Source organism: Vibrio sp. 10N.286.51.B11, assembly GCF_041469245.1.
GTDB classification, from domain to species: domain Bacteria; phylum Pseudomonadota; class Gammaproteobacteria; order Enterobacterales; family Vibrionaceae; genus Vibrio; species Vibrio crassostreae_C.
Map to the genome: position 1 here is coordinate 92,960 of NZ_JBFRKI010000016.1, position 21,569 is coordinate 114,528.

At 43.2% G+C, this 21,569-nt stretch carries 18 protein-coding genes; 11 read left to right on the plus strand and 7 right to left on the minus strand.

Going from position 1 to position 21,569, the window contains the following annotated elements; translation table 11 throughout:
• Positions 1-221: 221 nt before the first annotated feature.
• Together AB4154_RS09220 and AB4154_RS09225 are read right to left on the minus strand one after the other, a co-directional pair.
• Entirely contained in the window at positions 222-1,646 is a 1,425-nt protein-coding gene (locus AB4154_RS09220) for a methyl-accepting chemotaxis protein (RefSeq protein WP_017064641.1), read from the minus strand.
• A gap of 148 nt (positions 1,647-1,794) precedes the next feature.
• Positions 1,795-3,018 (minus strand): aromatic amino acid transport family protein, encoded by a 1,224-nt coding sequence (locus tag AB4154_RS09225; RefSeq protein ID WP_372122765.1) that lies wholly within the window; start codon positions 3,016-3,018, stop codon positions 1,795-1,797.
• A 446-nt stretch (positions 3,019-3,464) separates the two neighbouring features.
• Between AB4154_RS09225 and AB4154_RS09230 the strand changes: the two genes are divergently transcribed.
• The 3 genes from AB4154_RS09230 to AB4154_RS09240 all read left to right on the plus strand — a co-directional run bounded on the left by AB4154_RS09230 (position 3,465) and on the right by AB4154_RS09240 (position 5,739).
• Positions 3,465-3,593, plus strand: a complete 129-nt coding sequence (locus AB4154_RS09230; RefSeq protein ID WP_017059831.1) for a hypothetical protein — start codon at positions 3,465-3,467, stop codon at positions 3,591-3,593.
• Between the two features lie 205 nt (positions 3,594-3,798).
• Positions 3,799-4,410 (plus strand): ACP phosphodiesterase, encoded by a 612-nt coding sequence (locus AB4154_RS09235; RefSeq protein ID WP_017059830.1) that lies wholly within the window; start codon positions 3,799-3,801, stop codon positions 4,408-4,410.
• Positions 4,411-4,467: 57 nt separating this feature from the next.
• Complete coding sequence (locus AB4154_RS09240) at positions 4,468-5,739, plus strand: DEAD/DEAH box helicase (RefSeq protein ID WP_017059829.1); 1,272 nt, start codon at positions 4,468-4,470, stop codon at positions 5,737-5,739.
• Positions 5,740-5,854: 115 nt separating this feature from the next.
• Here the strand turns inward: AB4154_RS09240 and AB4154_RS09245 are convergent, their stop codons facing one another.
• The gene (locus tag AB4154_RS09245) at positions 5,855-6,598 is read right to left on the minus strand and encodes a TetR/AcrR family transcriptional regulator (RefSeq protein WP_017069888.1); all 744 of its coding nucleotides are present in this window, start codon (positions 6,596-6,598) and stop codon (positions 5,855-5,857) included.
• A gap of 150 nt (positions 6,599-6,748) precedes the next feature.
• On the opposite strand from AB4154_RS09245, the gene AB4154_RS09250 reads away from it, so the two are divergent.
• From AB4154_RS09250 to AB4154_RS09260, 3 genes are read left to right on the plus strand one after another with little or no spacing between them, the layout of a single operon-like run.
• Positions 6,749-7,837 carry an efflux RND transporter periplasmic adaptor subunit gene (locus tag AB4154_RS09250; protein ID WP_017064636.1) on the plus strand — a complete coding sequence of 363 codons (1,089 nt, stop codon included), beginning with the start codon at positions 6,749-6,751 and terminating at the stop codon, positions 7,835-7,837.
• Positions 7,837-8,892 (plus strand): efflux RND transporter periplasmic adaptor subunit, encoded by a 1,056-nt coding sequence (locus AB4154_RS09255; RefSeq protein WP_017065790.1) that lies wholly within the window; start codon positions 7,837-7,839, stop codon positions 8,890-8,892. Before AB4154_RS09250 ends, AB4154_RS09255 begins: the two co-directional genes overlap by 1 nt.
• Entirely contained in the window at positions 8,889-11,948 is a 3,060-nt protein-coding gene (locus AB4154_RS09260) for an efflux RND transporter permease subunit (protein ID WP_372122767.1), read from the plus strand. Before AB4154_RS09255 ends, AB4154_RS09260 begins: the two co-directional genes overlap by 4 nt.
• Before the next feature lie 179 nt (positions 11,949-12,127).
• On the opposite strand, the gene AB4154_RS09265 is transcribed toward AB4154_RS09260, so the two are convergent.
• Together AB4154_RS09265 and AB4154_RS09270 are read right to left on the minus strand one after the other, a co-directional pair.
• A complete protein-coding gene (locus AB4154_RS09265; protein ID WP_372122769.1) occupies positions 12,128-12,865 on the minus strand; it encodes an EAL domain-containing protein in 738 nt (245 codons plus the stop codon).
• 576 nt (positions 12,866-13,441) lie between these two features.
• On the minus strand, positions 13,442-14,077 hold the full coding sequence (locus AB4154_RS09270) for a hypothetical protein (RefSeq protein ID WP_017069925.1): 636 nt from the start codon (positions 14,075-14,077) through the stop codon (positions 13,442-13,444).
• 252 nt (positions 14,078-14,329) lie between these two features.
• On the opposite strand from AB4154_RS09270, the gene AB4154_RS09275 reads away from it, so the two are divergent.
• The 3 genes from AB4154_RS09275 to AB4154_RS09285 all read left to right on the plus strand — a co-directional run bounded on the left by AB4154_RS09275 (position 14,330) and on the right by AB4154_RS09285 (position 15,866).
• Positions 14,330-14,575 (plus strand): DUF2164 domain-containing protein, encoded by a 246-nt coding sequence (locus AB4154_RS09275; RefSeq protein ID WP_004730892.1) that lies wholly within the window; start codon positions 14,330-14,332, stop codon positions 14,573-14,575.
• Positions 14,576-14,760: 185 nt separating this feature from the next.
• Entirely contained in the window at positions 14,761-15,300 is a 540-nt protein-coding gene (locus AB4154_RS09280; protein WP_372122771.1) for a cytochrome b, read from the plus strand.
• Positions 15,297-15,866, plus strand: a complete 570-nt coding sequence (locus AB4154_RS09285; RefSeq protein WP_372122773.1) for a YceI family protein — start codon at positions 15,297-15,299, stop codon at positions 15,864-15,866. The genes AB4154_RS09280 and AB4154_RS09285 overlap by 4 nt, the downstream gene beginning before the upstream one ends.
• Before the next feature lie 274 nt (positions 15,867-16,140).
• Here AB4154_RS09285 and focA read toward each other — a convergent pair whose 3' ends face one another.
• Complete coding sequence (focA, locus tag AB4154_RS09290) at positions 16,141-17,592, minus strand: formate transporter FocA (RefSeq protein ID WP_017064629.1); 1,452 nt, start codon at positions 17,590-17,592, stop codon at positions 16,141-16,143.
• Between the two features lie 273 nt (positions 17,593-17,865).
• Here focA and AB4154_RS09295 point away from each other — a divergent pair, with 273 nt between their 5' ends.
• Both AB4154_RS09295 and AB4154_RS09300 read left to right on the plus strand, forming a co-directional pair.
• The gene (locus AB4154_RS09295; protein ID WP_017064628.1) at positions 17,866-18,771 is read left to right on the plus strand and encodes a LysR substrate-binding domain-containing protein; all 906 of its coding nucleotides are present in this window, start codon (positions 17,866-17,868) and stop codon (positions 18,769-18,771) included.
• A 204-nt stretch (positions 18,772-18,975) separates the two neighbouring features.
• Positions 18,976-19,470, plus strand: coding sequence for a DUF1097 domain-containing protein (locus AB4154_RS09300; protein ID WP_017059817.1), 495 nt, complete (start codon positions 18,976-18,978; stop codon positions 19,468-19,470).
• A 171-nt stretch (positions 19,471-19,641) separates the two neighbouring features.
• Here AB4154_RS09300 and AB4154_RS09305 read toward each other — a convergent pair whose 3' ends face one another.
• Positions 19,642-21,399 carry an ATP-dependent endonuclease gene (locus tag AB4154_RS09305; protein WP_371725487.1) on the minus strand — a complete coding sequence of 586 codons (1,758 nt, stop codon included), beginning with the start codon at positions 21,397-21,399 and terminating at the stop codon, positions 19,642-19,644.
• Positions 21,400-21,569: the final 170 nt, after the last annotated feature.

Consider the following 21,569-nt stretch of genomic DNA (forward strand, 5'->3'; position numbering starts at 1 on the left):
AAAAAAGACCCGTTCAATTAGATTACTCCTAAGCTCGAATATTAGACAGTTCTGACACTTCTTAATCTCTCCTTTGCGACTTGCTTCATGGTAATTGATAATGTCATCGTTATTGACCATGGTTCTTGTAATGTTATTAAACAAAAGCCAAAAAGAAAGGACCCATTACGAGTCCTCATTAGTTTGTTTTCAATTCACGCCGCTAGTTCACCAGTTGATCCTTAAGTTCGGTAGCGTGCCAATGTCTGAGATAGAGAAACCGACGCTTCTGTTAGCCTAGATACGCCATTTGAAGAATTCTGAGCCACGTCTTTAATCACATCGGATTGGCTTCGAATATCGTTAAGCTCTGCTGCAATCGTATTGGCAACGTTACTTTGCTCATCGGCTGATGTTGCGATTTGGATACTCATGTCCATTAGTGCTTGAGCTGAATCTGCAATCGAGTTTACGTCGTGACCAATGTTTGAAATCAACTGGCTACTGGTTTGCGCTTGGTCAACCGTCTGTTCGGTGATCTTCGCGATATTTTGGCTCTCTTGCTGTAAGCGTTCAATCATCGCTTGGATTTCTACAGTAGCCGACTGAGTGCGGCTTGCCAGTGTTCTTACTTCATCAGCAACAACAGCGAAACCTCGGCCTTGCTCGCCCGCACGAGCGGCTTCAATCGCGGCATTTAAAGCAAGTAAGTTAGTTTGCTCTGAAATAGCATTGATCGTCGTGATGACCTCGTTAATTTGGCTCGTATTCACATTCAAGCTAGTAACAGAAGATGAGGTTTGCTCAATCAAAGAAGAAAGGGTGGTGATTTCCGAGATTGCCTGTTGAACCTTCGCGTGGCTATCGTTGATTTGCTGCGCGTCTTGTTCTGTTTGTTCAGTTGAGCGTGCAGAGATGTTAGAGACTTCATTTGCCGAAGCTGTCATCTGATCCATTGCTGTCGCTACAGAGTCTAGAGAGGCATTTTGGCTCATGATTTGTGTTTCGCTGCGCTTCATCTCAGTTTCGAAAGAAGCCGATGTTTCGCTTAGCGTTGCTGCACTGTGGTTTACGTTGTTGACTAACTCACTAAGCGTGTCCATTGAACGGTCAAGCGCACAACCAATCGTGCCGAACTCATCACGGCCAGGGTGGAAGCCAAGGCGTGATGTTAAGTCACCATCACCAATCTTTTGAGTCGTTGAATAAAGAACCCAAAGTGCGCCGCCTAGGAAAGTCGCTACCCAGTAACAGAAAAGACCAAAAGGCACACACCACAAGAAGCTCAGTAATAAAGTGTACAGTGCTTGCTGCTTTTGATTCTGTATATCGTTAGTTGAAACGGTAAGTGAGTAGTAGTTGCCATCTTGTGCGAGTGCTGTGGCAGTCACAGAACCATTATTTGAAATAGTGGTTTGTTGAGCGCGAGTTTGCTGGCTAACAGAGCGAACAGATGCCGGGGAATCTGATGCTGATAAAATGCCTTGCAGTTGATACTCGACCTGCTGTTTTGCAGTTACGTCAATGTGTTCCATTTTGTTGACGTAGTTCAGTCCAGCTAGGCTTGCCAGAGCGGCAAAAAAGATTAAGAAAATGACCCAAAACTTGTCGTTGATCGACATCTTAATAAACAGTTTGTCTATCGTTCGAAATTGTACTTCTTTCATAAAAACTCCACGGTAAATCCTTTACCGTGGACTCTAAATAACCGACCTCAATAAAAATGTGACTTCAATCGACTAATTGTGAAAATTAATGATAGTGATATGTCATTTATGAGATCTGAATCAAGTAAATTAGTTCTGTATAGGTTTATTAGCCTAAAGAAGGCAGTAACCCTACTGAAATAAGAACTTGAATCGCAATGATACATACGCCAACGCTACCTGCTAAAAACAACGCTTTGCTACCGCCTAACACTTGGTAACTGGCTTCTGAAGATTGTGGTTTGACAGAGAAATCAGTGTAACGAACCTTGTAGACCATCACTGTTGGTAACAGAATCGCGAGCACTGAAAGTGCAATGGCTGCGTAGCCTAAAGCCATGATGAAGCCTTGTGGGTAAAATAAGGCAAACCCCAGTGGCGGTAAGAAGGTGATAGCAGCTGTCTTAACACGTTTTGCGTTACCTAGTTTCTTGCTCAGTGAGTCGCCCATGAATTCAAATAAGCCCAAGCTCACACCAATAAAAGATGTCAGCAGTGCAAGGTCTGCAAACACACCGACGATCACGCTTAGGTTGGATTGATGAACCGTTTGCGATAGCGAGACTAATAGCGCGCCCAAGCTTGTGTCAGACAACAACTGCTCTTGGCTAATCACGCCCAAAGTAACACTTTGCCAGAAAACGTAGATAACCAGAGGCAGTGCCGAGCCAATAATCATTACCTTACGTAAAGAACGAACGTCACCATCTAGGTATCGAACAATTGATGGGATGCTGCCGTGGAAACCAAAAGAGGTAAACACAACCGGAATAGCCGCAACAATCAGGCCTTGCTGTAAAGGCATGCTCATTAAGTATTGAGAGGTAATGTTTGGCGCTAGGAAGCTGAGTACCAAAACCATCGCGATAAGCTTTAAGCCAAACAAAACGCGGTTAACTTTATCAACACTGTGTGTACCAATCGTAACAACGCCGGCAACTAATAGGGTAAATAGAAGCGTGGTGATTTGAGCATTAAGTTCGATACCCGCGATATCCGAAATTCGTTGGTTAAATTGCGCACCGCCGCCAGCTATGTATGCCGCACACAGAGCGTAGAAAAGAAACATCACCGCGAAGCTCGCAATCCACTTTCCTTTTGTCCCCAAAATGGTATGAGCTAACGTGTGTAGGGTAGCGTCAGATTCTGCGAATTGGTGAAGCTCTACCATTAATAGCGCAGTAAAAGCCATTAACGCCCATAAACCCAGCATCAAGAAAAGTGAAGTTGAAAAGCCAATACCTGCAGAAGCAAGTGGAAGAGCGAGCATGCCAGCACCAATGGTTGTGCCTGCAATGATCAAAGTACTACCAAAAACCTTTGATTTATTCATTGTATATAATTCTTTACGTTAGGGTGTGTTTTCATTGTAATTCTTCTAGCTTAAGCGCATAAACCCAAAGAATATCTCGATTTTGAAGTATTCTGATTGAGTTTAATTCCAAATGCAATTCTTATTGTAATTAAAAACATCCACTGTAAATTAATATTTACACAAAGGGGCGTGTCAGCATTCAAATGAGCAAAGCAAACGTTTGACCATGATCGGTTTCAAAATTTATAGAGTAATTTGTTGTACTTGGTGTAAGGTGGCAGTACATATGTCGTTCGCGTATACCCCTTTAGCGCAAAAAAGCGTTAATGATCGCGAGTAGCTTTAAGCTATGAATATGGAATGGGTAGAGTAGAGTGCGTTCATCAAAGTGACATAATATAAGTCCAAGATGGTGCACTAGTTAATCGGACATCATGTCCACATCAAGGAATAGAGGGGGCACAATGAGTGACCAATCTTATAATGACGAAAGTCTAGAGTTGTTAGATGCTATGGAAATTGGCATTGATTTGTCTGACTATGAACAGACAGTGAAACAGTTAGCAGAAGAGCTTTTCAAGTCTTCGAACTAAGCTTTTAAGATCTTTAATTCAGTTTCAACTGAAACGTTTTAAAGCTAAAAGTTTTCTTAGCTAAAGCTTCTCAAAGCAAACAATTCTAAACTGAGCAAATCGTATTCGCTCACACGTCATTCCAAAACTATCCTCATTAAAGTTCGCGAAGATAAACGAGTACGTTTACCATGTTACTTAGTTCTCGATACTTTAATGAGGTTCAATGAACTTTCTCGCACACCTTCACATCGCCAAGCACTGTAACAGCAACTTAGCAGGTAACCTGTTAGGTGATTTTGTTAAAGGCGACCCTAATAAACACTATTCTGATTCCCTTTCTGACGGTATTAGGCTTCATCGATTTGTTGATAGCTATACTGATCGTCATGATGTATCTCGTTCTGCAAAATCACTTTTCTCAGACCAAACACGACGCTTTGCGCCTATCGCACTCGATGTATTTTGGGATCACTGCTTAGCCAATCATTGGGATCAGTTTTCACAGCAGACATTAGAGCGTTTTTGTTTAGATAGCCATGAGCAGATCTTTGAACATCAAGAGCCACACTGGCCTGAAAATTTCGTTATGGTTCATCAGAAAATGGCTGAGCATAGATGGTTAGAGAGCTATCAAGACATGTCATCTATAGAGGTGGTGTTGCAGCGAATGGCGTTGAGAAGGCCTAAGCTCGGTATGCTCGAGGCATGTTACGATGACCTCGAACGTCACTATGATACGTTGCAGTGTCACTTTAATGAGCTTTATCCCAACGTTTTAGAGGAAGCTAAGCAGTTTAATGCGCTTCAAATGAAGAAAAATCAAAAGGAAAGGTAAACAGCGTAATGCAGGTTTGCTACAATCCGCGCCTATTTAATCTTTGAGCATCATACTATGTCTGAATCTACAAAATCTTTTAACCAACTAGGATTATCTGAGCATCTTCTTGCCACGTTGTCTGAGCTTAATTTTACGGCTCCTACCAGTGTTCAAGAACAAGCAATTCCATTGGTATTAGAAGGCAAAGATGTACTGGCTGGTGCTCAAACGGGTACAGGTAAAACGGCTGCGTTTGGTTTACCGATTATTCAAAGATTAATCGAGACAAAAGACAACGTTATTCCGAACCCTAAGCTCGTTCGTGCGCTTGTATTAGTGCCAACTCGTGAATTGGCACAACAGGTTTTCGATAACTTAACTAGCTACGCAAAGGGCACCGACATTAAAGTCGTGGTGGCTTACGGCGGCGTTAGCATGAAGGTGCAAACTGATAACTTACGCGGTGGCGCAGATATTCTTGTCGCGACGCCTGGTCGTCTTATTGATCACATGTTCACTAGAAACATCATGTTGAGCCAAACGGAAGTACTGGTACTGGATGAAGCTGACCGTATGTTAGATATGGGCTTCATGCCTGACATCAAGCGTATTCTTTCTCGCATGAACGAAGTGCGTCAAACTCTGTTCTTCTCTGCAACGTTTGATAACAAAATCAAAGCGATTGCACACCGTATGATGCAGAAGCCAAGTGAAATCCAAGTTACGCCAAAAAACAGCACCGCTGAAACCGTAACACAGATGGTTTACCCGGTAGATAAGTCGCGTAAAAGTGAGCTATTAGCGTATTTGATTGGTTCAAAAAACTGGCAACAAGTGTTGGTGTTCACAAAGACTAAGCAGGGCACTGATGCTCTCGTTAAAGAGCTTAAGTTAGACGGCATTAAAGCGGCATCAATCAATGGCGATAAGAGCCAAGGTGCGCGTCAAAAAGCCCTAGACGATTTCAAGTCAGGCAAAGTTCGTGCGTTGATCGCAACCGACGTGGCAGCTCGTGGTATTGATATTCAGCAGCTAGAACAAGTTGTGAACTATGACATGCCATTTAAAGCAGAAGATTATGTTCACCGCATCGGACGTACTGGCCGTGCGGGTAACAGCGGCTTAGCGATCTCTTTGATGAGTCAGGATGAAGCTTACCTATTGGGTGATATTGAGCGATTACTTGATACTCGCTTGCCTCAAGAGTGGCTAGAGGGCTTTGAACCAAGCCTTGAAAAAGATCTAGCGCCCGATCGTGGTGGTCGCAGCAAGAGCCGTTCATCAGAAAAACGTAAGATGAAAGCGAAGCTTAAGATTCACCAAAACCGCGGTAAAGCACGTCGTTAACAAGCTGGACAAAGCTCCAGTTTAAAGATCTATACATATAAAAATGCGCCGTTACAGTGACTTCTGTAACGGCGCGTTTTTGTATCTTATAAGCTCATCATGGGTATGAACCCGATTAAGCTTTATGTTCCTGGTTACACTTCCATTCACATGGCACTTCATAAATCAGCTCTTCAATCGAGGTTGGGTTTAGAACCCACTCTTCATCAATATTGAACTTGCTGACCATCTGCGTGTTGAAAAGCTGCCAATGCTTAAGTAGAACATCTTCAGGAGAGGTGACCATATCGCCTTCATTCCAAGTGCTTTCCATAAAGGGAGTGAGGCATACAGCGCCGTTTGCGTACATGATCATTTGCCATTTAACTTCGTAAATGTTGATCATTTTGTCTGGGTTAGCTGCATTGTACTCAGCGGCAAGCCCGTTAATCTCTTTTTCAACATCGCCGACATTGTCGATGAAGTAATCAACTAGGTTGTCTTCTTGGCGAACAGAGTCTGAAATAAGCTGCATTGGCCTACGTGAGTGAATCATGTTGGTGAACAGACGCATGCTAAACAGGTAGATAGCGATATTTGGCGCAACATCTTTTGGCAGCTCTTCCATAATCTTACTGATGTAAGACTGAAAATAATCGTGTAAACAATCACTTATTGCATGCCAAATCTTTTCTTTGCTACCAAAGTGGTGGCGGATAAGGCTATGCGAGACGCCTGCCTTTTCACTGATGTTTCGCAGTGATACACGATCGTAGCCAAAGTCACAGAACATGTCTGCGGCAACGCTCATGATCAAAAAACGCGTCTCTTCGGCGTCTTTTGCACTTCTTCTACCTTGCTTCTTTTCGGTCATCTTCATTTCACATAATTACCTGATTACAACATTCTACACTGTTTTTACTGAAATAAAAAATACTGCACAAGTGGAAAGTAAAGCTTGAGAATTATTTAATATTAAATATACTGCCCACCTGTGTAATAAATCATAATAATTAAACGGAGAGGCATCATGCAGTTCAATTTGTCTATCAATGCCATATCGAGCAAGCGCATGGGAGCTGTTATTGCAGCACTATTGCTCGCAGGCTCTCTAACTGGATGTGACAAAGTTCAGTCAGAGGAAAATGTGCAGGTAATCAAGCCAGTCAAGCTGTTCGAAATCCCACAACAGACTGATATTGATCTCGATAGCTTCATTGCAAAGGTTGATGCAACCGACCGTGCGGCACTTTCTTTCCAAGTGGGTGGAGATATAGAAACCTTCGATGTTCGTATGGGACAAGAAGTGAAGAAAGGTCAGGTATTAGCCGTATTAGACGCGACGGATTACCGTATTGCCGTTGACGCAGCCCAAGCTAAATTTGATCTGGCGAACAGCCAATACAAACAAGCTTCTGAGTTGTATGCGAAAAAACTGGTCAGTACCGATTACTACGACCAAGCCGTAAACACCTTTACTGCCGCTGAAGTTGAGTTGGACCAAGCAAAAACAAACCTTGGCTACACTACCTTAGTTGCTCCATTCGATGGCGTGGTATCGATGGTGTTTGGAAAGCAATATCAATTGATCGCAGAAAAGCAGCCTGTACTGAATATTTTGAATCACAGTGAAATGGATGTGACGTTTTCAATTCCAGTATCAAAGCTTGAAGACCGTTCTATTCAAGACCTAACGAGCTCAAACATGTGGGTTGTGATGGACAGCCACCGCGGCATTCGTATCCCGACTCGCTTTAAAGAAATCTCAACGCAACCAGATGAAGATACCAACAGCTACCAAGCGGTTGTGTCTATCGAAAAGCCAGAAGGCATCAATCTACTTTCTGGTATGACAGCGCAAGTTGAAGTTCAGAAAAGTAAATCTGACTACGGCATTGGTATTGTGGATTCAGCTTGGTTAAACAAAGACGTAGGCCATGGTGAACTATGGCGTTATAACCCTGACTCTCAACTGATTTCTAAAGTACAAGTCCTTCTTGATGAGCAAGGCAAGGTTATCGACGGATTGTCGTCTGGTGACCTTATCGTTGAAGCGGGTGTGGATGTGTTATCAGACGGACAACAAGTAAAAGCTTGGCTTCGTGAGGGCGGTATTTAATGAACCTTTCAAAATTATCAGTTGTTGTCGCGTCGGTTCTGTTACTTCAAGCCTGTAACAATGAAGCTGTACACCGTGAACAACCACCTTTGTTGGTTTCTACCTTTGAAGTTGGCGCACCGCTTACTAATCAGTTCAGAAGTTTTAATGGACAGGTGATGCCAGCTGAATTGACTCCCTTGGCATTTAAGCTAGCAGGCGAGATTCAACAAGTATTAGTAGAAGCGGGCGACAATGTCGAAAAAGGGCAGTTACTAGCCACCTTAGATAACGCAACGTACGTACAAGATCTGACTGATGCTCAATCTCAATTCAAACTGGCAAGCAAACAGTTGGCCCGTGGGACGGAGATGTTTGGCAGCGAAATGTTATCGCAATCAGAACACGACCAACTGACGGCTAACTATAAGCTCGCATCGGCGAATTTGGCGGCGGCGAAACGCAAGCTGAGTTACACAGAACTTTTAGCGCCGTTCTCAGGAACAGTTTCAACTGTCGATAAGCAACGATTCGAAAATACGACGCCTGGAGAAACACTACTGAGTGTGTACCAGAACGACAAGGTGTATGTGCGAATTCAAGTATCAGATTCGATCTTGGCGTCAATTAGCCCAGACATGCGTTCAAATAGCTATCGTCCTGAGGCGACCTTTGGCGGTCACACAGGCCAATATCCACTGACGTATCTAGAACACACCAGTGAACTGCACCCACAATCCCGTACCTACGAATTTTGGATGCAGATGCAGCAGCCTGAAAGTGAAATCCTGCCAGGCACGAGCGTTACGGTCAATGTAGATATGGCGAAAGCGGGCCTGAGCGATGTTCAAGGCTACCAATTACCAATGACAACGCTAGAAGCGGGCTCTGAAGCGAATCAGTTCTATGTGTGGAAAATGGAAGACGGACAAGCATTCAAAAGCGAAGTAGAAGTCGACAAGATCAGTGGCCAAGGCGCACTCATCGCTCATGGTGTTGAGCAAGGTGAGCTACTCGTAAATTCGAATTTAAGAAAACTCCGTGACGGAATCCAATTGTCAGGAAAAGCAGAATGAACATCGCAGAATATTCAATAAAGAACAAAGTAATCAGCTGGCTGTTTCTAGTCATTTTGACCATTGGCGGTGTGACGTCTTTTGGTAATCTATCCCGTTTAGAAGACCCAGCTTTTACCATTAAAGATGCAATGATTATTTCAACTTACCCTGGCGCTACGTCAATGGAAGTTGAAGAAGAGCTGACTTACCCACTAGAAAAAGAGATAAGACAGCTTCCGTACATCGACAAGATTACCTCGACATCATCGAACGGTATGTCCCAAATTATGGTCAGTATGAAGATGGACTACGGTCCAGACGAGCTGCCTCAGATCTGGGATGAAATGCGCCGTAAGATCAACGATCTACAACCAACACTGCCAAGTGGTGTAAATTCCGTTCAGATCATCGATGATTTTGGTGATGTGTTTGGTGTGATGATCATGCTGACCGGTGATGGTTACGATTACGTTGAGCTCAAACAGTACGCAGATTACCTAACGCGTGAAATCGAACTGGTTGACGGTGTCGGTAAAGTTAGCATTGCAGGTGACCAACAAGAACAACTGTTTGTTGAGATGTCACTGGAACGCTTAGCCGCATTGAACCTAGATATGTCGACGGTGACAGCATTGCTAGCACAACAAAACAGTGTGGTATCGGCAGGCGAGGTGATGCTGAATGGTCAAAGCCTAACGATTAAGCCAAACGGCACATTAAGCACGGTTGAAGAACTAGAAAACCTAATCATTCATGGTCGTGACACTGGCAATCTAATTCGTCTAAAAGACGTTGCTGAAGTGACTCGTGGTATTCAAGAAAAACCGGGTAATGTATTAACGTACAACGGTAAACCTGCAATCAACTTAGGTATTGCTTTCTCATCAGGCGTAAACGTGGTTGAGATTGGTAAAGCACTGGATGCGGAACTGGATCGCCTAGAAAGCATTAAGCCAGCGGGTGTAGAACTGAATTACTTCTACAACCAAGCGCAAGAAGTAGACAAATCTGTGGCTGACTTCTTAATCAGCCTAGTTGAAGCGGTAGCCATCGTTATCATTGTATTGTTGTTCGCAATGGGCTTACGCAGTGGTTTGATCATCGGTTTGGTTCTTCTATTGACGGTATTCGGTACCTTCATCCTGATGGATTACAACGATGTTGAACTGCACCGCATCTCTCTGGGGGCACTGATCATCGCGCTGGGTATGCTGGTGGATAATGCGATTGTTGTCGTTGAAGGTATTTTGGTGGGCTTGAAGAAAGGTAAGACCAAACTTCAAGCAGCAAAAGACATCGTGACACAAACACAATGGCCACTATTAGGCGCGACCATCATCGCTATCACAGCCTTTGCGCCGATCGGTTTGTCGAAAGACGCAACAGGCGAGTTCATGGGTTCACTGTTCTGGGTACTGTGTTTCTCATTGTTCTTAAGCTGGGTTACGGCACTCACACTGACTCCGTTCCTTGCAGAAATGATGCTGAAAGCAGAAGACAAGGTTGATGCGAACGAAGACCCATACAAAGGCATTCTGTTTGTTGTATTCGGCGCTTCTCTGAAATTTGCATTGCGCTTCAGATGGTTAACGGTAGTGAGCATGATTGCTCTATTAGCAGTTTCTGTCGTCGGTTTTGGTATGGTGAAGCAGCAGTTCTTCCCGCCGTCAAATACCCCAATGTTTTACGTAGACATGTGGATGCCAGAAGGCACCGATGTTCGTGAAACGATCAAGCAGACAGAAAAAGTTGAAAGCTACATTCGCCAGCAAGACGACGTGGAGTTTGTAACGACAACGGTTGGGCAGGGCATGCAACGTTTCGCACTGACTTACCAACCAGAGAAAAGCTACGAAGCGTACGCCCAGTTACAAGTAAGAACCACTGACCGCGACACTATGTTTAAGGCTCTAGCGGCGCTAGACAAAGACTTAGCGAACGAATTTGAGCAACCAACGTTCCAGTTCAAGTTGATTGAGTTTGGTCCGTCACCCGCTTCAAAAATTGAAGCGCGTATTATCGGTGCCGATCCACAAGTACTGCGTAACATTGCAGTTGAAGTCGAAGACATCTTGCTTGCCGATCCAGGCTCTCGAAATGTTCGTCATGACTGGCGTGAACGCACTAAAGAACTTGTACCACTGTTCAACGAATCTAAGGCTCGTCGCCTAGGCATTTCAAAAACTGACTTGTCTGAGACATTACAGATGGCGTTTGGCGGTTACAACATCGGCCTACTGCGTGATGGTACTCATATGTTACCTATCGTGGCGCGTTTACCGGAAGAAGAGCGTTTTGATTTCGAATCGCTAAACAATGTGAAGATTTGGAGCCCATCACTACAAACTTACATCCCAGTTGAGCAAGTGATTGATGGCGTAGAGCTTCAATGGTCTGAGCCACTGATTCAGCGTCGCGACAGAAAACGTACGCTAACAGTATTGGCTGACCACGATGTTCTTGGTGATGAAACGCCAGCGAGTCTGTTTGCTCGTGTGAAACCAAAGGTAGAAGCATTAGATTTACCAGAAGGCTACAGCATTAGCTGGGGTGGTGAGTACGAAAGCTCTAAAGATGCGCAAGAATCTCTGTTTGGCTCACTGCCAATGGGTTACTTGCTGATGTTTATCATCACGATGCTTCTGTTTAACTCGGTTCGTAAGCCGCTTGTGATTTGGTTTACGGTTCCACTCTCTATCATTGGTGTTTCAATTGGTCTGTTAGGTACCAATATGCCATTCAGCTTCACAGCGTTCCTTGGCTTATTGAGTCTAAGCGGCATGATTTTGAAGAACGGCATTGTACTGCTTGACCAAATCAACAGTGAGCTATCAACAGGTAAAGACCCATATTTAGCGGTTGTCGACAGTGCGATTAGTCGTGTACGCCCGGTATCTATGGCAGCATTAACGACTATCTTGGGTATGATTCCTTTGGTATTCGATGCATTTTTCGGCTCGATGGCGATTACCATCATGGCAGGCTTAGGCTTTGCTACCGTACTAACGCTAATAGTAGTACCGGTGATGTTCGCTATTTTATATAGAATCAAACCGTCCACTGCGGGTTATTAGGGAATGATATAAAACAGATTCTTTTAAGCCAGCCCAGTCAAATTTGACTGGGTTTTTTATGCGTGTTGTCCCGTCCTGAAATGTGTTGACACGTGAGAGCGGTATGAGGGTACGAATAGGCAAGCATTAAAAAATCCGCTACTCAATGGTCAAGCGGCTTTGAGAAGGATAGGGCAATTCTAGATTGCTAGGCGTATGTCTAATTCAATCGGCTTTGGCATGGCTAAGTGATAGCCTTGATACATATTGAAGCCTAAGCTCTGCATCGCTTGGAGTTGTTGTTGGGTTTCTATGCCTTCAATCACTGTCTTTGCGCCAATTTGGTTTGCAAGATCAAGCACTAACTCCATTCCTCGAGTGTCGCCTTGTTCAAAGTCCAACATAACCGAGCGGTCTATCTTGATGATATGAGGGTTAATGTGACGAACGCGTTGTTCGGTTGATGCTTGTGTTCCAAAATCATCGACCGCTATTTGAAAGCCATTATCCGCAAGAGAAAGAGCGGCATCTTTCAAGCGCTCTTCACTTTCTGCATTCAACTCTACCAACTCCATCACTATCTGTTCGCATGAAAGATTAAGCTCGTGAAGGCGTTTAGCTAACAAGCTATCGCTGACCTTTTCTGCAGCAAACAACTCACCAACGTTTGGAAGAACGTTCAAAAATAGATGTAAATGACGGATTGTCGATTGTGCGAAGTTACGGATATGAATCGCTCGACTCAACCTCTCTACATTGATTTTGTCTGTGCTTGAGGTTTCGTCGGAATGGAAGAAGTGATCAGGACGAACAATATCACCTTTGTTATTTGAAATGCGCACCAAAGCCTCAACACCTATTTGAGTCATAGAAGAGTCGAATATAGGTTGATAGACGCTTCTAAGCGTCAGGTCTTGGTATTTCGCAATAAACTGCATATCAGCATCTACGGATATACAGCTAATAAATTCACTTCTGTCTGATAAAATCATAGTCGCTAGTAAAGAGGGCTTATTCAATGGCGGACGTACATGTCGCGGCTGTCACAATATTGACAGGTGTAAGTAAATTGTCAATTAATAAAAACTCATTTGTAGAGTCAATATTTAAATAAATATAATTAACGAAAAAACAGCATGATAATTGATATTAGTCATTAAAATTACTTATCATTCACCATTAATAATGACTATTGTGAATTTAATCTCTGAGTAATCTATCTCATATCAACACCAATCAATATAAGCTTTCAACGCCAATACACCAGGTGAAAGTAAGGACAAAGCCCCAGGTTATGGGGGAATGTCAAAGTTGCAATATCAACAAGCAGCTCCGTTTGCATATAAATGATATCTACTTCTCAAAATATGAATGATGATCTGATAAGTTATTATTATATCGAAGATAAACTTTGATTGATTATTGGGCAGGGCTTGATGTGTGTTTTATAAAATATTGGGATAGAGGTCTAACAATGTACTTTCAAAACTGATTGAAAAAGTTGACCCGTATTCTTACTGCCATTGAAGTACTGCGTAAAGTTGCAGGTATTTACGAACCAGTTGTTGATTTCCTGACCGCTTTAAAGGGTGTCCAAATTTAATGAAGCAAGGGCTGATTTTAAAATTATTATTTAAGTCAGTAGCGAATTGAGAATCACTCTCTCTTAGCGTGATACCTTGTTGGCTATATTCCGTGATCTCGTCTGGGAGTTCACCCATCCACCAATGCAATAATTCACCACTGTTTTTACTTCGGCTAATCCAATGGTCGGAGACAATGATCAAAACGTCATTGGGTTGAATGGAAAATCCATACTCTTGTTGCCAATTATGGATGTCCAACATTAACTTTCTACGACAGGTTTTCCCGGCGCTCACCATATGATGACTGATCATCCAAACGGTACCAATTTCGGAAGATATTCGGAAGTGTCGAGGCGTTTCGCCAGAAGAAAGCATTTCAAGTGGGCTGATGTTGCTTGCATGATTAAAGCTAACGAAGGTGTGCTCCATTCGGCGAGCAAATGCCTTTCCTATATGGTGCTCACTGATCCCTTGATTGTGCACCGTAGGGTAGTGGCGTTCACAGAGCTTTAGGCAATCGTCTTGAAATTGATTAACGCTTTTAATCACTAGATCTAATAACAATGAAGTCCCTTATACACAGCTACTATCTTATTGATGGGCAATAGTACGGTAATTGCGGTTCCGTTACCTATCGTCAAAGTGCGAGTTCTTGATCTCTCTATCAAAATTAACCATTGCTGAGTGATTTTATGGATAGCACTGGCGCTCTACAGGTCTGTATTCTAAATTATGAGGAATTCTAGCTAGTTACCTCGACTATAGTCTAGTCAGCAAATCACAATTGATCTACTTACTCTTTATTTGGAAACATTCATGACCATTCAATTAGATTCGAAACAAAAGTCTGAGCTCACTCATACATTACAAAAGTACCTGCAAGATGAACTCGATGTAGATCTTGGTCAGTTCGACACGGAATTCTTGGTCGACTTCATTAGTAAAAAGTTTGGTGCGGTTTACTACAACAAGGGGATAGAAGATGCTCAGAAAGTCATGGAACGAAAAATGTTAGATATCTCAGATGAGCTCTATGAAATTGAACAAATCGTTGAAATATAGACACAGCAAGCGATTGTTCGACAAAGAAATTTGTCAATAAAGCAACTTGTTCAAAAATTTTGAATAACTTGTTTAATTTGAAATGATGTAACTAATGTAAAGCTTGGTAAATAATATGTTACACAAACTTAGTGTAGGGTACGCTTTTCAAAATTACACGACTCGTTAACATTCGGAACAGATGCATGGACAACAACGTTAAAAATTACAATCCCTTAGCAAGAGCAATGCATTGGATTTCAGCTCTCGCGGTATTTGGCTTATTTGGTGTAGGCCTGTGGATGGTTGATCTTTCATACTACAGCGAGTGGTACAAAACAGCGCCAGACTATCACCGCTCGGTAGGCATTCTTTTGGCTGCCGTTACCGTTATCCGCTTGGTCTGGAAACTAGTTACCGCGTCACCTAAAGTGGAAGGTAAAAGCTATGAAGTTGCAGCAGCGAAGATCGCTCACGGCTTCATGTACATCAACTTAGCGGTTTTGTTTATTTCAGGTTATTTGATTTCGACATCAGATGGCCGCGGGATAGAGGTATTCAATTGGTTCACTGTACCAAGTATGGGCGAACTGTTTGCAAACCAATCTGATCTCGCAGGTACGGTTCACTACTATGCTGCATGGGTACTGATCATTATGGCATCAGTGCACGCCTTAGCGGCGATAAAACACCACGTTATCGACAAAGACGATACGCTACGAAAAATGATAGGAGCTTCAAAATGAAAAAGTCAATTATCGCTACAGGATTAGCATTTGCTATGGCAATGCCTTTCGCTGCGAACGCCGCTGATTACGTGATTGATACAAAAGGTGCGCATGCTTCAGTTAACTTTAAAGTTAGCCACCTAGGTTATAGCTTTATCCAAGGCCGTTTTAACACATTCTCAGGTGATTTCTCATTTGATGAAAGCAACGTTGAAGCATCAAAAGTAAACGTAACTATTGATACAACAAGCCTTGATTCAAACCACGCAGAGCGTGACAAGCACATCCGTAGCTCTGACTTCATTGATGCAGGTAAATTCTCTGACGCTACTTTCAACAGCACAAAAGTGGTTGATAAAGGCAACGGCAAACTTGAAGTAATGGGTGACCTTAAGCTTCACGGCGTAACTAAGCCAATCGTTATCGAAGCTGAATTCATCGGTGCTGGTCAAGACCCTTGGGGCGGTGAGCGTGCTGGTTTCGTGGGTACAACTCGTCTAGAACTTGCTGACTTCAACATTCCAGTAATGGGCGCTTCAAGCTATGCAGACATGGAACTACACGTTGAAGGCGTAAAAAAGTAATCTAGCTTTCTAGCTCTCTGACAGGTATCAACATTATTTAGAAATATCAAAAGTTTGGTCGATACTAAATAGGTCAGCAGTTAGAAATAGAGAAAGGCGCAAAGTTTTCACTTTGCGCCTTTTTTATTGAGATAAATGGCAACGCGTTTAGGTCTGTTTTGTGTCAAACCGTTTAGTACGTTAAAAGCCACCATTTGCCTCTAGCCAGTCAACGTTGCCATGACTGAGTTATCTAATTGAACTACTAATCCCTAATAGTTCAACTTACGATTAGTTAAGCTGTTTCTAGTTCAGCTTGAGGAACCACGTTTAGTCGGTCACCGTAGATTGGACGCAGTGCTTGCATCACTTCAATGCGAGTCAACACACCCACCATCACGCCATTTTCTAACACTGGAAGCATATGTGGTTGGCTTACTTTCATCGCTTTTGCACGCTCTTCTAGAGAAAGAGATGTCAAGCGAGTTGCGAAGCCCATGCTTGTCGTCGGGTACAGTTGCTCTTTGTCGATGCATAGGAACTCAGCAACGTCTACTAGCTTGTCGTTTGCATCGATTGCCACAACGTCACGGCTCATTAGGTCTACGACTTTTTGGCCTTTAGTTGGGATGTAATCTTGGCACCAAAGGTCAACCATTACGTCATGAACAGAGAAGATACCCACTAGACGGCCTTCAACATCACAAACAGGAGCGCTAACAAGTTGCGCGTCTAAAAGTGTATCAATCGCGACTGATGTTGGCATTTCAACGCTCAATGTAATTGGTTGAGTGTTCATGATTTGCTTGATAGTAGTTGCTGTGTTCATAGTAATTTCCTTAACTGACGTAATTTCTGTTGTTTGTGTAATAGCGGTAATTTTTGCTGCTTTAAGTTGTGGGCGACGGTAGATACTCCAGTTGGCTAAGCCGACCAATACTGAACCACCTACGATGTTGCCGATTGTCACTGGTATTAAGTTTGCTGTGACAAATTGCATGACGTTTAAGTCTGCGTACTGCGCCGGTGTTGCACCGATTTGCATCCAGAAGCTTTCCGGGGCGAATGTTTGAATCGTGATGCCTAGAGGAACCATGAACATATTCGCCACACAGTGTTCAAAGCCTGAGCTTACGAACATTGCAACGGGTAACACGGTCATCATTGCTTTGGTCATTGCGTTAGCAGAGCTGAACGTTAACCAAATCGCTAAACACACCAACAAGTTACAAAGCACACCCAAAGCAAACGCTTGAACTGGGCTGTGGTGCAGCTTGTGTTGAGCAATGTTTAGAGCGTTTAAGCCCCATTGGCCGCCATCCAGTTGATATAAGCCTGCTGCGCTTACCAAAGCCAATAGGAACATGGCACCGATAAAGTTGCCGACATACACTTTGCCCCAGATAGACAGCATCTTAGTGAAGGTGATTTGCTTGTTAGCCCATGAGATGCTGGATAACACTGAGCTGGTAAATAGCTCACCACCGCAAATCACAATCAAGATCAAACCCATACTGAATGCAAGACCGCCGGCTAAGCGACTCAATCCCCATCCAGCATCAGCGCTGCCCGTGGTTACCGTGATGTAGAACAAAAAAGCAAGCCCGATGAATGCGCCAGCCATGATTGCCAAACTCAATGTCATGCTGCTGGTTTTATTTGCTTTACTTAATGCAAACTTCTCTGCTTCCGCCATCATTTCTGTTGGTGAGAACAGTTGATGATTTTCAGAAGTGCTGGTTGCCATATCCCCCCCTTGAACAATCCGTCATGTGTAATTCCTAGTGTTAATGACTTGGTTAATCCGTAATGGTTAATCAGTAATGTTTTGCAGGGCTCGTTGTGTCCTGCCATTCCAGATTAGGGCGTTGATGGGTAGAGGTAAAATTGATAATTTTTAGAAACCACATCAAATTTATTGATATAGATTGGGTTACGCGTAGAATGAAATTGATTGCTCATTGGCTTTATAAAAAACGAGCATCAGGACACAAATAATTAAAAGCATTAAGGATGAATTTTGCGTTATTCATTAAAGCAACTCGCGGTATTTGATGCAGTAGCAGACTCCGGGAGCGTTAGTCAGGCAGCAGACAAATTGGCGTTGACTCAGTCGGCGACAAGTATGTCTCTTGCACAGTTGGAAAAAATGCTCGGCAGGCCTTTGTTTGAAAGGCAGGGCAAGCAAATGGCTCTTACTCATTGGGGGATGTGGCTAAGGCCTAAAGCGAAGCGTTTACTGCAAGATGCGCAGCAAATTGAGATGGGTTTTTATGAGCAGCATTTACTAAGTGGAGAGCTCAAACTCGGTGCAAGCCAAACACCAGCGGAACACCTAGTTCCTGACCTCATCAGTATTATTGATAACGACTTTCCTGAGATGCGAATCTCGCTCGGCGTACAAAGTACCGATGCGGTTATTGATGGCGTATTAGATTATCAATATGACTTGGGTGTTATCGAAGGTCGTTGTGATGACAACCGAGTTCACCAAGAAGTGTGGTGTACGGACCATTTAACGGTGGTTGCATCGGCTCATCACCCGTTTGCGAAGCGTGAACGAGTAAGCTTGGCGCAATTAGAACAAGCAAAATGGGTATTACGTGAACATGGTTCGGGTACTCGCAAAGTTTTTGATAGCTCTATTCACCATTTAATTGGTGATCTTGATGTTTGGCGAGAGTATGAACACGTTCCTGTTTTAAGAAGTTTGGTTGCAAACGGCCCATATTTAACGTGTTTACCTTATCTCGATGTCGAACAGTTTGTTGAGTCTGGTCAACTGGTCACATTAAATGTCCCTGAGCTTGAAATGGAAAGAACCTTGTCCTTTATTTGGCGTGCAGATATGTCTGAGAACCCACTTGCTGAGTGTATTAAGCGAGAAGGTAAGCGCATGATGAAAGGCAAGCCATCGGTTCTGTAACGATAAATTGATAAAATACTGATAACCAAATATGTTGAATAAGCGATTTCTGTCTCTATCTAGTGATAAATACACATCTGCATACATTATTAATGTGATCGTGATCGGCTAAATAAGGGCTATCTTCCCATAGTATGCTTACTTGATTTTAAGTGAGGCTAAATCCGGTTGCGTTCAATTACGTAATTAGGCTTTAGAAATAGTATGAGTACATTAGTCGCGATTTCATTAACAACAGGTATTTTGTCAGGTCTATGGGGATGGATTGCTATCTCTTTCGGCTTATTGTCATGGGCAGGTTTCTTAGGTTGCACCAGTTACTTTGCTTCGCCAACAGGCGGCGTTAAAGGACTAGCAGGTAGCTTATTGACCAACATGACTGGCGTATTCTGGGCAATGGTGATTATCGAAAGCTCAACCTTCGCAGGGTTAGAGATTTTAGGCTACATGATTACTGCTATTGTGGCTTTCTTTATGTGTATTCAAGCGAAACAAGCGTGGCTAGGTTATATCCCAGGCACCTTCATTGGTTGCTGTGCGACGTTTGCTGCAGGTGGTGATTGGCAACTTGTAGTGCCATCTTTACTGCTTGGTGGTGTATTTGGATACTTGATGAAAGCAACGGGGCTATGGCTTCACGAGAAATCGACTCAATCTTCGGAAGTTGTTGAACAACACGCTAAACAGGCAAAGGCTTAATTCGTTAACCTAACCTTAGTTAGTCACTGTGAACTCTTGCAAGATAACCCCCAATTAATTTGTATATCGATTTATACAGGCACACCGTTTGGTGTGCCTTTTTTGGTTGAGGCGACTAGATAAATATTTCATCAGTAGAGCAACTGATAGCATCTATAAAACAAATTATGTTTAGGTATTTCCATTCGCCATGGTGATCACGCGTTTTAATGTCCACCTTAATAAAAGCGGAATGCATTCTTGTCCTTGATTCTCGCAATGAGAAACAATGGCGAGTGCAAGGTCGGGTTTTGCATGTTTCTTCAATACTTTGGCAACCACTTTCTTTGGAGGGATAGGGTGATCGTATGGAATCTTAACCATGTCACGGAAAAAGCTCTCAAACCCATTCATATATAGGTAATGCTCGATATCTTTATCTGGCAGTTCCGTGAGTCGATGTCTTTCCTGATCATTACCAAGCTTCGATAGCACCGTTGCTGCGTATTTTTTACCCGCCGCATCGCCGTCAGTTACCACATGCCAATCGATGCCAAACTCTTGCGCGACCTTAATCAGTGCCTTAAGTCCTGATTGGGCGAACTCAATAATCTGCACACCTTCTGCTGCTAGGTTATAGCCACATTGGTTGGCAAGTTCATTAAACAACCAAACCTCGGTTTCACCTTCTACTAATAGCCAACAGCGAGCAAATAGTGCCCCAGAGCGGTGGAAGCGGATATGAAAACCAATTCGTCGAAGTTCATCCTTACTGAAATGGTTCATGTTGAGTTGATTGGCGATGGTTTTGTCTGACTGACGAACCAAGCGACGAATCGATTGAAGTGGGACCGCCGCAAGTAGGTCGCCACTGTTGGTGGTCAGGATTTTCTGCATGGGCAATTTCTGCATCAAGCTCCAAGCCCTTGCCAAGTGTGTTGGGTGCAATCGACCTTCTGGATCTTCAAGGATCAACAGAGGGCGCGCACATCGCCTTAAGTCGTTTGGCCCTTTAGCTTGTAGATAAGCGTTAAGTAACCCCATGAATAATAAGCGAGTTTGTTTGTTCTTGGTCTCTTCGACGAGTTGATGAATACTCTGATCATTGGTACCCGCAGAATAAAGCAATCCGTCTCGCTGTTTTCTAGGGTTACGACGAGAAGTACTTTTGAAAGAAAAATAGTGCTCAATCAAACTTTGCATCGACTCTAGGCTACTGCGCATTTCACCTTTATTAACATGTCCGGGTATCGCCATAAGACGGCGGCAGGTGTTGTCTATTCGTTTTTCTATTCTTGCTTGTCGACCATTACCGTTATTGGCGCCGTTTCCATTTGTTGTGCCATTGCTCGTGTGATGGTTCCCGTTCCCGTTCCCGTTTGAATTTGCATTAGTTGCGTGAACATTAGTCGGCAGGTGAGCATTGTGGTTAAGGGACTTGCCGTTGAAAGGACGATCAAAGTGCCTTGCATCACGCAAACGGATAACGGGATGTAAGGTCATTAATTCTTGAGCAAGCTTTTCTGAATGATGAAGCTTGAGCGGATTACCGTCCAAACCAAGAAATGCATAGTGTGTTGTTGTCTCATACTGTTCTAACGTCGCGCTGATGCGATAGTAGATGCGAAATACGCCAAATTCATCTTGAACCCAAATAGGTTTAAGTTTGCGATAACGACCTGCGTTAAGTTCGCTCTTATCGTTAGCTTTTAAAGCGAGAACAATTTGAAGATGTTGAGACTGCGGGTGTGAAACAGAGTAATCGACATGAAAATCGGTCATTTCAAAGTGATATGGCACACCGTCTGAGGGCAGAATGACGGAAAGGGCATCCAATAATGAAGACTTACCCCAAGTATTTTCACCAATAAGCGTGGTTAGCTCGTCAAACGCGAGTGACATGCGCTTGATACCTCGAAAGCCAGAAATCTCGATTCTTTCTAGTTGCATAGGCTTACTCCTAACGGAAGGCTCTGCTAATTATTTGAAAGCTAACAGATATCTTTAATCATAATCGAAAAATCCAAATCCGGTATGCTCACCTGTCACAAAACCCGTTGTTTATTAATACGATGCAAAATGAGATTTTTGATCTATCTCGAGTATTTTTTTGCAGTGCA